The organism is Burkholderia singularis, assembly GCF_900176645.1.
GTDB classification, from domain to species: Bacteria; Pseudomonadota; Gammaproteobacteria; order Burkholderiales; family Burkholderiaceae; genus Burkholderia; species Burkholderia singularis.
Window position 1 is genome coordinate 1 of the sequence record NZ_FXAN01000004.1, and the last position, 12,570, is coordinate 12,570.

Annotated in this window: 14 protein-coding genes and 2 pseudogenes; 12 read left to right on the forward strand and 4 right to left on the reverse strand. The window is 65.6% G+C overall.

Features of this window, described 5'->3' with window-relative positions; genetic code table 11:
• Positions 1-625 (reverse strand): annotated as a pseudogene (locus tag BSIN_RS00070) (IS3 family transposase); the annotation flags it as partial.
• Between the two features lie 72 nt (positions 626-697).
• Between BSIN_RS00070 and BSIN_RS00075 the strand changes: the two are divergent.
• Positions 698-1,255 (forward strand): IS110 family RNA-guided transposase, encoded by a 558-nt coding sequence (locus tag BSIN_RS00075; RefSeq protein WP_256583456.1) that lies wholly within the window; start codon positions 698-700, stop codon positions 1,253-1,255.
• Between the two features lie 233 nt (positions 1,256-1,488).
• Here BSIN_RS00075 and BSIN_RS00080 read toward each other — a convergent pair.
• Positions 1,489-1,752 (reverse strand): annotated as a pseudogene (locus tag BSIN_RS00080) (transposase); the annotation flags it as partial.
• Positions 1,753-2,080: 328 nt separating this feature from the next.
• Between BSIN_RS00080 and BSIN_RS00085 the strand changes: the two are divergent.
• The 4 genes from BSIN_RS00085 to BSIN_RS00105 all read left to right on the forward strand — a co-directional run bounded on the left by BSIN_RS00085 (position 2,081) and on the right by BSIN_RS00105 (position 4,861).
• Complete coding sequence (locus BSIN_RS00085) at positions 2,081-2,395, forward strand: Dabb family protein (protein WP_059518245.1); 315 nt, start codon at positions 2,081-2,083, stop codon at positions 2,393-2,395.
• A complete protein-coding gene (locus BSIN_RS00090; RefSeq protein WP_059518243.1) occupies positions 2,392-2,877 on the forward strand; it encodes a PaaI family thioesterase in 486 nt (161 codons plus the stop codon). The genes BSIN_RS00085 and BSIN_RS00090 overlap by 4 nt, the downstream gene beginning before the upstream one ends.
• Positions 2,878-3,174: 297 nt before the next feature.
• Positions 3,175-4,134, forward strand: coding sequence for an alpha/beta hydrolase (locus tag BSIN_RS00095; protein WP_089339197.1), 960 nt, complete (start codon positions 3,175-3,177; stop codon positions 4,132-4,134).
• 286 nt (positions 4,135-4,420) lie between these two features.
• A complete protein-coding gene (locus tag BSIN_RS00105) occupies positions 4,421-4,861 on the forward strand; it encodes a GNAT family N-acetyltransferase (RefSeq protein ID WP_089339127.1) in 441 nt (146 codons plus the stop codon).
• 316 nt (positions 4,862-5,177) lie between these two features.
• On the opposite strand, the gene BSIN_RS00110 is transcribed toward BSIN_RS00105, so the two are convergent.
• Positions 5,178-6,059: an NRDE family protein gene (locus tag BSIN_RS00110; RefSeq protein ID WP_089339128.1), complete on the reverse strand. Its 882-nt coding sequence runs from the start codon at positions 6,057-6,059 to the stop codon at positions 5,178-5,180.
• Positions 6,060-6,156: 97 nt separating this feature from the next.
• Positions 6,157-7,182 carry a CAF17-like 4Fe-4S cluster assembly/insertion protein YgfZ gene (gene ygfZ / locus BSIN_RS00115; protein WP_089339129.1) on the reverse strand — a complete coding sequence of 342 codons (1,026 nt, stop codon included), beginning with the start codon at positions 7,180-7,182 and terminating at the stop codon, positions 6,157-6,159.
• 80 nt (positions 7,183-7,262) lie between these two features.
• On the opposite strand from ygfZ, the gene mltG reads away from it, so the two are divergent.
• From mltG to BSIN_RS00150, 7 genes are all read left to right on the forward strand, one after another.
• A complete protein-coding gene (gene mltG, locus BSIN_RS00120; RefSeq protein ID WP_089339130.1) occupies positions 7,263-8,282 on the forward strand; it encodes an endolytic transglycosylase MltG in 1,020 nt (339 codons plus the stop codon).
• Positions 8,282-8,902, forward strand: a complete 621-nt coding sequence (gene tmk, locus BSIN_RS00125; RefSeq protein ID WP_089339131.1) for a dTMP kinase — start codon at positions 8,282-8,284, stop codon at positions 8,900-8,902. The genes mltG and tmk overlap by 1 nt, the downstream gene beginning before the upstream one ends.
• Before the next feature lie 22 nt (positions 8,903-8,924).
• Entirely contained in the window at positions 8,925-9,956 is a 1,032-nt protein-coding gene (locus tag BSIN_RS00130; RefSeq protein WP_089339132.1) for a DNA polymerase III subunit delta', read from the forward strand.
• A gap of 54 nt (positions 9,957-10,010) precedes the next feature.
• Positions 10,011-10,520 carry a GNAT family N-acetyltransferase gene (locus BSIN_RS00135; protein WP_089339133.1) on the forward strand — a complete coding sequence of 170 codons (510 nt, stop codon included), beginning with the start codon at positions 10,011-10,013 and terminating at the stop codon, positions 10,518-10,520.
• A gap of 55 nt (positions 10,521-10,575) precedes the next feature.
• Positions 10,576-11,385 carry a TatD family hydrolase gene (locus BSIN_RS00140; RefSeq protein ID WP_059518228.1) on the forward strand — a complete coding sequence of 270 codons (810 nt, stop codon included), beginning with the start codon at positions 10,576-10,578 and terminating at the stop codon, positions 11,383-11,385.
• Between the two features lie 12 nt (positions 11,386-11,397).
• Positions 11,398-12,120, forward strand: coding sequence for an ankyrin repeat domain-containing protein (locus BSIN_RS00145; protein ID WP_059518226.1), 723 nt, complete (start codon positions 11,398-11,400; stop codon positions 12,118-12,120).
• A gap of 73 nt (positions 12,121-12,193) precedes the next feature.
• Positions 12,194-12,556 (forward strand): Rap1a/Tai family immunity protein, encoded by a 363-nt coding sequence (locus tag BSIN_RS00150; RefSeq protein WP_059518224.1) that lies wholly within the window; start codon positions 12,194-12,196, stop codon positions 12,554-12,556.
• Positions 12,557-12,570 lie beyond the last annotated feature (14 nt).

A 12,570-nucleotide genomic window follows, 5' to 3' on the forward strand; every position in this document is an offset into this window, starting at 1 on the left:
CTGGCTGCCGCGCTCCGAATGGCACGGCGCGCCGGGGGGCGGGACAGCGGCGAAACCATGCCATTGTCAGCGCGTGCGTCGCGAGATCCGCCGTCATGCGCGGTTTGATCGACCAACCCACCCCTTCTCGGTTGAACCGATCGAGCACCACGGCCAGATACCGCCAACCCTCGTCGGTCCAGATGTACGTGATGTCCGCACTGAACACCTGATTGGGCTCGGCAGGCGTGAACTCGCGGTTCAACAGATTCGGGGCAACCGGCAGCTTGTGCTTCGAATCCGTCGTCACGCGATAGCAGCGCCTGTACCGGGCCCGGATGCCGTTTTCGCGCATCAGTCGTTCCACTCGTGCCTTGCTGGCCGGGTAGCCTCGATCACGAACTTCCTGGGTGATGCGTGGCGAGCCGTATGCTCCCTTGACCTCGGCATGCACCGTGCGGATCAACGTCAGCAATTGCGTGTCCGTCAGTCGCGTTCGTCCCGGTGTTCCGCCGCGCTTCCATGCGCGATAGCCGTTCATGCTGACCGACATCACGCAACACCGCGACGACAGCGAATACTGCCCGACCTGCCGGTCGATCCAGGCATACCTCACTGCAGGTCCTTCGCGAAGTAGGCTGCCGCTAATAGGATGGTCCGTCCCTCCCGTAATCGCGTAATCTGGGCCGACGCCTGTTTCCGACCTCGGAGGTGTGCCATGAGCCAGCAATGCTCTACTGCGATCGCCCGCATGGGCATCGATATCGGGAAGTCCGTGTTCCACGTCGTCGGACTCGACGCCAAGGGCAAACCGGTGTTCAGGAACCGATTTACGCGTGAACGACTGCTCGAGTTCTTGGCGCGTGCATCACCCACCATCATTGGGATGGAGGCGTGCCCTGGTAGCAACTGGCTCGCTCGTAAAGCGATTGGTCAGGGACATCAGGTCCGTATCGTGCCCGCACAGTTCGTCAAACCGTTTGTTAAGTCGAACAAGACCGATATCGTCGACGCAGAGGCGATCGCTGAGGCGATTTCTCGTCCCACTATGCGCTTCACGCAGCCGAAAACAGAAGCACAACTCGATCTGCAGGCACTACATCGAGTTCGGCAAAGATTGGTTTCCAGCAAGACAGCCATCGTTAATCAGGCTCGTGCATTTTTGCTTGAGTACGGCCTGACTATCGGAGCAGGCCCCGCCTACTTCGTTCGCGATATGCCAAGCATCCTCACGCGACGAGGAACGTTTTATCTTCGGCAGCCGCAAGCACAGTAGGCTGCCGATCACCCGTCAAGGTTTGCAGACGTGCAATTGATGACGAAACAGTGCACCGGCGTTCGATAAGCCCGGGACAAAAAAAACGGCCTTTGAGGTCAGTCCACTTATTGGGAACCGAGCGCGCATATCCCATCATGGCCGTGCCGCCCAAAGCGGCTGACTCGCGAGAGGCCGGATACATTTACGCAAACTGTCTCGTCGGAGAACGCCCACTTGCAAAGCCGGGGCGGACCATACATTTTTGCGAGCTCAAGCTCCATCTGCAGGCACTTGTTCTGCGCTCGCAGACGAGACAGTTCCATCTGCTCTGGCGTGACCGGCTTTGCTCCGGCGCCGTTGAGCTTGCCCGACGCCTCGGCCTTCACCCAATTGCGAAGTGTCTGCTCTGAAATGCCCAGCTCACGGGCCACGGCCACTCCCTGGCCATCCTTGACACGCGAAACGGCGGCCAGCTTGAACTCCGCCGTGTACACCTGTTTCGGTACCTTGAACAGGCCTGATTCCCTTCCTTTCCGTCGAGTTTATACACGACCTCATGGAAGGCGAAATTTCAGGGGAAGCTCATACAGTCGATTGCCATCGGTAAGTTTGGTAGGCTTGTTGCCCGCCTTTTCTTGTCGGATCTTGATGTCGGTAAGTGGCGCGGTGAAAAAGGGGGTATCGTCTCTGGATGGTCAGAATGATTCCCTCTTTTATACCCCCTTTTTCCTCGGCTGGACACGATTTCCGGTGAACGCCAGCGAACGGCGGAAGGGCACGAAATGCCCAACTGGCAAGGGGTTCCGGCAGATCGCCGAACTAACACGAACTGGAGCGAACGAAGTGATCAGACATATCGTCATGTGGAAGTTGAAGGAAACGGCCGAAGGCGCGACGCGTGCGCAAAACGCGCTGAAGCTCAAGGACAAGCTCGAAGCCTGCCGAGGCATCGTGCCCGGCTTGCTGCATCTCGAGGTCGGCTTGGCGACGCCGGGCCTCGAGGCGACCTACGACGTCGTGCTCGTGTCCGATTTCGCCGACAAGGCGGCGCTCGACGCATACCAGGTGCATCCGGTGCACGAGGACGTGAAGAAGTTCGTCAGCGCGGTAAGGCAGAGCCGCGAATGCATCGATTATCTCGTTGACGACGCACGATGAGCACCGCTCTTTCGTCCGCGTCCGGCCGCGAGCCGGCAATCGAGAGTCCGTTCGTCGATTCGCTCGGCGTGCAGCTCGTCTTCGCAAAAGATGGCGCGAGCGAAATCGCGCTGCCGCTTGCCGACCAGCATATGAATACCTGGAGCATCGCGCACGGCGGCGTGACGATGACGCTTGCCGACGTCGCGCTCGCGATGGCCGCCCGTAGCCTGACGGACGATGGCGTCGGCGTCGTCACGGTGGAGATGAAGGTGAACTTCATGCAGCCTGGGCGCGGTGAATTGCGCGCGTATGGCCGCGTGCTGCATCGTTCGACGACGATGGCGTATTGCGAAGGCGAGGTGCGCGACAGCACGGGCAACTTCGTTGCGAAAGCGCTCGGCACGTTCAAGTATATGAGGCGGCTCGCGGTCGGCCGCGACATCGCGCGGATGCGCACGCGCACCGATCCGGGGGCGCAGCCCGGTCCGAGCGATGCGTGACGGGCCGGGGACGGCGAAAGCGTGGGAGCTCGTGCGGCGTGATTAGGTATTAGCCGCTCCTCAGGCACTGCTCGCGCGCCGCGTGACAGGCGCTGTCGAGCTTAATGCGCGCCGGGCTGCCCAGTCGTCGTATTCGCGCGACGACGCGCACCGGCCGCAGTGCTTGCCCCGTTGCAACCAGGCGATACCGGATAGCGCGACGCGGGCGGCAAACCGCCGAGCGCATGCCATGTCATGGCATCATTCGCTGCTTGTCCCTCGCTACACGGCGGCGTGCTTGCGCCGTCCGTTTTCAAGATGCCGTTGAATCCGAAGATCGCGCAGGTGCTCGAGATGATCGAGCGCGCGAAACGTCCCGAGTACCATCAACAGACGCCGGCGCAAGCGCGCATCGCGTATGAAAAAAGCGCGCCGATCCTCGATATCGCTCCCGCGCCGATGTTTTCGGTCGAGGATTTGCGCGTGCCGTCCCGCGATGGCGCGTCGTTCGGCGCGCGGCTCTATCTGCCCGTCGAGCCGAGCCTTGCCGAGCCGTTGCCGGCGCTGATTTACTATCACGGCGGCGGCTTCACCGTCGGCAGCGTGAACACGCACGATTCGCTCGCCCGGATGTTCGCACGCGACGCGCAGTGCGCGGTGTTGTCGGTCGACTACCGGCTCGCGCCCGAGCACAAGTTTCCGACCGCGGTTCACGACGCGCAAGACGCGCTCGCATGGCTCCATGCGCGAGCGGCGAGTTTTGCGATCGATCCGGCGCGGCTCGCCGTCGGCGGCGACAGCGCAGGCGGCACGCTCGCGACGGTATGCGCGGTGCATGCGCGCGACGTCGGCATCGCGCTGGCGCTGCAACTGCTGATCTATCCTGGCGTGACCGCGCATCAGCAGAGCGCGTCGCACGCGCGGCTTGCGAACGGTTACCTGCTGTCCGCGGGCACGATACAGTGGTTTTTCTCGAATTACGTGCGCAACGCGTCCGATCGCGACGATTGGCGCTTCGCGCCGCTCGACGGCAGGCGCGGCGAGCCGTCGTTCGAGCGTGTCGCGCCTGCCTGGATCGCGACTGCGGAGTATGATCCGTTGTCCGACGAAGGCTATGCTTATGCGGACAAGCTGCGCGCGGCAGGCAACGACGTCACGCTGGTCGTGTATAAGGGCATGATCCACGAATTTTTCAAGATGGGCGGTTTCGTGCCGGAGGTGCGCGGCGCGCATGCGGATGCCGTCGCGGCGCTGCAAACAGCCTTCGGGCACGGCTGACGCGGGCGCGGGCCGACGGGCGGGCGGCGGCTTGCTCGATTGCTCGGAAACGACTGCTGAGCGGCGCAATTCGATCGGCGGCCGCATCGCGATTCGGCGGCCGGCGGCCCGGCGCTTCAACGTCCGGCGCTTTCATCTGATGCTTTCCTATTTCGGGCGCTTGAACGCCATCGTGCATCTTGCCGGATAGCGGCCGCATCCGCCATCGCGTGCATTGATCCGGCCAACAGGCAAACGCGCGTGGTGTGCGCGGGGCGCAACATCGGCAATCGACGAGGGGCGCAGGATGGACAGCATCGAAGTCGAAATTGGCGACTGGGCGCGTCTGGGCAGCGATGCGGCGCGAATTCGCGATACGGTGTTCGTGCGCGAGCAGCGGATTCCCGCCGAGCTTAATCTCGACGACGACGATCCGCTCGCGCGCCATGCGATCGCCTATCTCGTTCAGCGCCGCAGCGGCGCGCGGCGTGCGGTCGCGACCGGCCGGCTGCTGTCGACGGGGGCGATCGGCCGGGTGTCGGTGCTGGCCGACGCACGCCGGCGTGGCGTCGGCACCCGCGTTCTCGACGCACTGCTAGCCGAAGCGCGCTCGGGCGGCATGGCGCTCGTTTGGCTGTATGCGCAGCAACGCGTGGCCGCGTTTTATTTGCGGCTCGGCTTCAGGGTGGTCGGTGAGCCGTTCGTCGAGGCCGGCGTTGCGCATATCGAAATGGCGCGCGAACTCTGAGCAGCCGCTGTCGACCGTGCCGCCGCCCGGCTGCGCAGGCCGAGGCGGGAAATGACGGAAATAATGCAGCGAAAATGGTTGCGAGGGTTGTCAGTGGATTGGACGAATCGGCGGTGACATGCCGTGCCGGATCGGCGTGGAGTCGGGCCGCTACGGCGCCCGTTCGTCAGCATCGTCCTTTACATGCTCGAGCGTCTGGGCGTGCCGCATCCGATTTCGACGATTCAATGGACCGGGCGCACGCATTGCGGCCGTCGGCCGTCGTTTTCGCGCTGGGGCGCCGGCACGCCGCGCTCGCGGCAAACGCACGCCGCGCCTAGCGTCGAGCCGCGCCTAGCGCCGCGCCGCCGCTTGCGTCGACATCGAACGCGAAGGTCCGTTCGAATGCGCCCGGCCGCACGATTCGGTGCGAGCCGTCGTCGTCATTACGTTCCTTGACGTCGACTTTCAGCCTTCCTTCGATGTCGCGCACTACGCGCAGGGCCGTCGTGCCGCGCGTGCCGTATTCGGGCGTCTCGATAAACGCGGCGGACAGCGCGCGCTCGCGCTCGAACGGAATGCCGGTGCGCGGCAACGCATCGTCGGCGGCCTGGCGCGTGTCGCGCATCATCTCGATCAGTGCGTCGAGAGGCGTCGCCGCATCGCGAGTGAGCAGGGCGCCGAGTTCGCTGCGCTTCGTGACGAGCTTCGGCCACGGCGTGTCGAGCCGCGCGTTCGACAGCCCGTGCATGCCCGGCTCGATGAGCGCGGGCGCGTCGAGCGCGGCCGGCGCGCTCGCGGACTGGGGGTCCGCCGACCGGTTGCAGAACCACGCGAGCTGGCCGCGCGCGCAATCGCCGACAACCAGCGTGAAGCCGTTGTAGAACATCGCCCGTTCGGCGACGTGCGCGAGATAGTCGAGCGGCGCGATGTTCGGGCCGCCGAGAAATTCCGATACCAGCTTGCCGCGCGTGGGCGCGCCGGCGCGGATGTCGAACGGCGCACGGTAATTGGTGATGGCGGCGAAGCGGCCGTCGCGCGCGATCCCGAGCCAGGTGCCGCCGCCTTCGAGATCGCGGCCCGCGAGCACGCCGGGCGCATCGCTCCACCAAGACAGCGGCGCGCTCGTGCGGCGGTAGAATTCGTCGCGGTTCGCGGCGAGCGTCAGCACCGGGCCTTGGGTGGCCTCAGGCTGCCAATCGAATACGATCAGGCACATCGGGCGATATCCTCGCTGAGTGAGCGTCCTCGGTGAGCGTCGTTGCGCGCCGGGGCGGCGCGTTTCGTCTCGTTATTCCGTTTGACCGCGCGGGCCGTCAAACCTCCGTCGGCAGCGCGTAGGGCAGGGGCCGGAACGCGAGCGCCGGGCCATCCGCCGACGCCAGATGGACCGATCCGCTGTCGAGCGCGGCGAGCTTGATCTCGACGAGCGCGTCGACGCCGCCTTCGGGCGCCGCCGCCGCGTTGACGATCATCCCGCACGGCTGCCCAGGGTCGTTCGAATGATAAAGCTCGACGCCCGCGCGCACCGCATCGGGTTCGCCCGCGACGTGCGCGAGCGCGGCGCGGCGCTTGATCGTGCCGCGATACTGGCTGCGCGCGACGATTTCCTGGCCCGGATAGCAACCTTTACGGAAATTGACGCCGCCGATCACGTCGAAATTGACCATCTGGGGCACGAACTGCTCGACGACGGGCTGCGTGATGCGCGCTTCGCCCGCGCGCACGTCGAGCCAGTCCCACACGGCGGGCGGCACCCGGCGCAGGCTGCCGGCGAGCGCGGCCACGTGCGCGTCGACGTCCGCGCGCGCGCCGATCCACAGGTAGCGCGCGCGGCCGGCGGCGTCGGGCAGCCGGATCAGCGCGCCGGCCGGCGCGTCGACCTTCGTATGGACGCCGTCGGGCAGCGCGTCGAACACGCTCGACAGCGCGGCGCGCACGTCGCCGGCGAAGCCGACCGCGACGAGCGTGTCGCCGGCGTCGGCGAGCTTCGCCTTCGCGCGCAGCACGAACATCGACAGGCGCTTTTGCACGGCGGGCTGCACGTCCTTCGACACCAGCAGGCGCACGTCGTGGCCCGCACGCCATGCGAGAAACGACGCGAGCAGGCGCCCCTTCGGCGAGCAGTAGCCGGCGAGCCGCGCGGTGCTGGCGTCGAGGTGCTCGATGTCGTTCGTCAACTGGCCGTGCAGGAACGTCGCCGCGTCGGCGCCCGACACGTCGACGATGCCGAATTGTTCGAGCACCGAAAACGCGCCGTGCTCGAGCACGGCGGCGAAATCGTCGGCAGACGGGCGCAGCGGCAGCGGCGCGTCGGCCGTAGAGGCGATCGGTGTGGTCATTGGAATGGGAAAACAGTCAATCCTGACTTTGGATGAGACAAGCAAGTTATTATATGAAGTCTATCTGATTCACGTTCCGCATGTCCGTTCTGAAGAAGTGCGCCGCGTTCGCGGTGCTGGCCGTTGTTTTGCTGGGCGTCGCGTGCGCGGGCGGCGCTTATTGGTGGGCCACCCGGCCCGTGGCGCTTGCCGGTCCCATCGTCGACGTCACCATCATGCCACGCAGCAGCGTGAGGAGCGTCGCGCAGCAGCTTGCACGCGGCGGCGTTCCGATCGAGCCGAAGTGGTTCGTCGCGTTGACCCGCGTGCTGGGCGTGTCGAGCCAGCTCAAGTCGGGCAATTACGAATTCAAGGCGGGCGTGACGCCTTACCAGGTGGTGCGCAAGGTGTCGCGCAGCGATCCTGGCGAATCCGCCGCCGCGGTGATCGAAGGCTGGACCTTCAAGCGCATGCGCGCGGAACTCGATGCGAACCCGGCGCTGCTGCACGCGAGCGCGGGAATGACCGATGCGCAGCTGCTGCGTGCGATTGGCGCGTCCGGCGACGAAATCGCGCGCGGCAGTGGCGAAGGGCTATTCTTTCCCGACACTTATTTGTTCGATCACGGTGCGCGGGATCTGGACGTCTATCGCCGCGCGTATCGTCTGATGCAGGCGCGTCTGGCCGAAACATGGGCGGCACGCGCGAGCGGCCTGCCGTTCGGCACGCCTTACGAAGCGCTGACAATCGCGTCGCTGGTCGAAAAGGAAACCGGGCACGCGGCCGACCGCGCGCTGATCGCAGCGGTGTTTGCGAACCGGCTGCGGCGCGGCATGCCGTTGCAGACCGACCCGTCGGTGATCTACGGGCTCGGCGACGCGTATTCGGGGCGGCTTTTCAAACGCGATCTGCAAACCGACACTCCGTACAATACCTATACGCGCCGCGGGCTGCCCCCGACGCCGATCGCGCTGCCCGGCGAGGCGGCGCTGCGGGCCGCGGTCAATCCCGCCGTGACGTCGGCGCTCTATTTCGTGGCGAAGGGCGACGGCACCAGCGTGTTTTCCGACACGCTGGGAGATCACAACAAGGCCGTAGACAAATACATCAGAGGTCAGTAATGGCGCGTGGCAAATTCATCACGTTCGAAGGCATTGACGGAGCGGGCAAGACGACGCATCTGCAATGGTTTTGCGAACGGCTCGGCGACAAACTCGCCGCAAGCGGCCGGCAGGTCGTCGTCACGCGCGAGCCGGGCGGCACGCAGCTTGGCGAAAAGTTGCGCGAGATACTGCTCAAGCAGCCGATGGACATCGAAACCGAGGCGCTTCTGATGTTTGCCGGCCGGCGCGAGCACCTTGCGCTCGTGATCGAGCCCGCGCTCGCGCAGGGCAACTGGGTGGTCTCCGACCGCTTCACCGATGCGACGTTCGCCTACCAGGGCGGCGGCCGCGGGCTGCCGCGCGACAAGCTCGAAGCGCTCGAGCGCTGGGTGCAGGGCGGCTTCCAGCCGGATCTGACCGTGTTGTTCGATTTGCCGCCGCAAGTGGCGAGCGCGCGGCGCGGAGCGGCGCGCGCGCCGGACAAGTTCGAAAGCGAGTCCGATGCGTTTTTCGCGCGCACCCGCGCCGAATATCTGCGCCGCGCGCAGGAAGCGCCGCACCGCTTTGCGATCGTCGATTCGAGCGAATCGGTTGCGCAGATCCGCAAGAAGCTCGAAGGCGTGCTCGCCGTGCTGTAACGAACGGACAACGCAAACCATCATGATCTATCCGTGGCAGACCGACGACTGGAACCGCTTGCAGACATTGCGCGCGCATTGGCCGCACGCGCTTTTGCTGCACGGCCAGGCCGGCATCGGCAAGCTCGCGTTCGCGCGGCATCTGGCCAAGGGGCTGCTGTGCGAGACCCCGCGCGAGAACGGCGAGCCGTGCGGCGCATGCGCCGCGTGCACGTGGTTCGAGCAGGGCAATCATCCCGATTATCGGATCGTCGTGCCTGAAGCGCTGGCGGGCGCGGCGGGCGCGGCGGCGGCCGACGAGCCGAAGGCCGCCGACGCCGATGACGGCGGCAGGAAAACCAAGACGCCGAGCAAGGAAATCAAGATCGAGCAGGTGCGCGCGCTTGTCGATTTCTGCGCCATTGCGTCGCATCGCGGCGGCGCGCGGGTCGTCGTGTTGTATCCGGCCGAAGCGCTCAATGTCGCGGCCGCGAACGCATTGTTGAAAACGCTCGAGGAGCCGCCCGCAGGGGTCGTGTTCGTGCTCGTGTCGGCGCGCATCGACCGGCTGCTGCCGACGATCGTGAGCCGCTGCCGCCAATGGCCGATGACGATGCCCGCGCCCCAGGCGGCGGTAGCCTGGCTCGCCGCGCAGCATGTGGCCGATGCGCCCGCGCTCGTCGCCGAGGCGGGCGGCGCGCCGCTCGCGGCGCTCGCGCTCGCGAGCGACGAGAACCGGCCGCTGCGCGACTGGACGCTCGCGCAGCTCGCGGCCGGCGCCGCGTGCGATCCGTTCGCATGCGGCGAGACGTTGCAGAAGCTGCCGGTGCCCGTGGTGCTCGGCTGGCTGCAACGGTGGCTGTACGATCTGCTGGCCGAGCGCATGGCGGGTGCGCCGCGCTACTTTCCCGCGCAGCGCACGGCGCTCGCACGCTGCGCGCAGACGCTCGATGTGGGCGCGTTCGCGCGCTTCACGAAGACAGTCACACGGCAGCGGGCGGCCGAGAATCATCCGCTCAACGCGCGGCTTGTGTTCGAGGAACTCTTTCTCGGCTATCGCGAGCTGTTTGCGTAGTGCGCGGCCGGCTTGTCATCGTTCCGTTCATCGCTTTGCCCATCATCCCCTGACATGAGCCAGCTTGCATACCGTGACGCGACTCTGGACGATCTGCCCGCGATCGTCGCTATCTATAATTCGACGGTTGCGTCGCGCCAGGTGACGGCCGATACCGAGCCGGTGAGCGTCGACAGCCGGCGCGCGTGGTTCGACGCGCATCAGCCGCACACGCGGCCGCTGTGGGTCGTCGAGGAGGCGGGCCGAATCGTCGCGTGGCTGAGTTTTTCCGATTTCTACGGCCGGCCGGCGTATGGCCATACGGTGGAGATCAGCATCTATCTGGATGAGTCCGTGCGCGGTAAGGGGCTCGGCAGCCGGTTGCTCGACGCGGCGCTGGCGCGCGCGCCGGCGCTCGGCGTGTACACCGCGCTGGGCTTCATCTTCGGTCACAATGCGCCGAGCCTTGGACTCTTCGCGCGCCACGGCTTTACGACCTGGGCAACGCTGCCGCGCGTCGCGGTGCTCGACGGCGTCGAGCGCGATCTGTTGATCGTCGGCAAGCGGGTCGTCGGCGACGCATAGCGCGCCGCGCTGTCCGCATGTTTCGCGCCGTGTGCGTGGTAGCAAGGAATACATCATGTTTGTTGATTCTCACTGTCATATCAATTTCGAGGGACTGGCCGAGCGGCTGCCGCAGGTGCTCGCGAACATGCGCGAGCATGACGTCACGCATGCGCTATGCGTGTCGGTCGATCTGGAGACGCTGCCTTCGGTGCTCGCGATCGCGCGCGATCACGACAACGTCTTCGCGTCGGTGGGCGTGCATCCGGATCACGAGCACGCGCGGGAGCCGACGCTTGCCGAGCTGATCGAACTGGCCGCGCATCCGAAAGTCGTCGCGATCGGCGAGACGGGGCTCGACTACTATCGCCTCGACGGGCGTTCGATCGCCGACATGGAATGGCAGCGCGAGCGCTTTCGCACGCACATCCGCGCCGCGCACGCGACCAACAAGCCGCTGATCGTCCATACGCGCGCCGCCGCCGCCGACACGCTGCGCATCATGGCCGAGGAGCGCGCGAGCGTGCCGGGCGGCGTGATGCATTGCTTCACGGAGCCGTGGCCCATTGCCGAGCAGGCGCTTGCGCAGAACTTCCATATCTCGCTGTCGGGGATCGTCACGTTCAAGAGCGCGGCCGACGTGCAGGACGTCGCGCGGCGCGTGCCGCTCGAACGTTTGCTGATCGAAACGGATTCTCCGTATCTCGCGCCGGTGCCGTATCGGGGCAAGCCGAATGAACCTGCATACGTTAGCCATGTCGGACGCTTTATCGCGGCGCAACGCGGGATGACCGACGAAGCGCTGGCCGCCGCGACGTCGAGCAATTTTTTCCGGCTGTTCAAGATCGCCCAAACGGGCGGCGCCAGCCTAGTCAACCAGGGGTAGGAGTTGAAAAAAATGAAGTCGATCAAGTACTTGTCGAATAAGCGCGGGTTTGGCGCCGGATGTCGCGCGCTGCTGGTCGCGGGCGGGCTCGGCGTGCTCGCCGCGGCGGGCGCGCATGCGGAATCGCTCGACGGGATCGTGAAGGCGGTCAAGTTCGACGACATCAAGGACATCGCCAAGCAGCTCAAGAACGGCCTCGATCCGAATACGGTCGCCTCGAACGGAGACCCGCTGCTTGTGATCGCAGCGCGCGAAAAATCGGATCAGGTGGCCGCTGCGCTCGCGTCGGCACCGAACGTCGATCTCGAAAAAGAGGACAAGGCAGGCGAGAACGCGCTGATGCTCGCCGCGCTGAACGGCGATCTGCCGCTCGTGAAGCTGCTGGTCGACAAGGGCGCGGAAGTCAGCAAGAAGGGCTGGTCGCCGCTGCACTACGCGGCGACGAACGGGCATGACGAAGTCGTCAAGTATCTGCTCGAGAAGTCCGCCTATATCGACGCCGCGTCGCCGAACGGCACCACGCCGCTGATGATGGCCGCGCGCGGCAACCACGGCTCGACGGTCACGCTGCTGCTCGATCAGAATGCCGATCCTGCGATCAAGAACCAACTCGGCGTGACCGCACTCGATTTCGCCAAGCACTACAACGCGCCCGATGCGCTCGCGATCCTGTCGAAGCGCACGACGCGCCTCGGAGACGCGCCGGCGCCCGATGCGCAAAAGGGTGCAAAATAAGCTGCGTCGGCGCGGCCTCGGGCCGCGCCTTTCGTTGTATCGGCGGTTACGCCTTCTGACACGAGGAAGATTCATGTTGCGGGCTAAGTTTTGCGCCGCCGCACTGGCCATGCTTACTGCGCCGTTGACGGCCGCGGCCTTCACGGCGGGCGATCTGGACAAGCTGTGCGCGAAGACCGACGTCAAGTCGCGGGCGTCGTGCGCGGCATATATCGAAGGCGCGGCCGATGGTGTCTACAACACGATCGACGCGATCGGCGGCACCACGGGGCCGCGCGTCGGCCAGTATTTCTGCTTGCCGGCCGACATCAAGGCGCAGCAGATGACGGATGCGGTGCGCAAGTACATCGCGGAAAATCCGAAGCTTGCTGACTACAACGCGAGCACGGCGGTATCGCTCGGGCTCGGCAAGGCATTTCCCTGCCGAAGTTATTGACTGGTTTTGGCGCG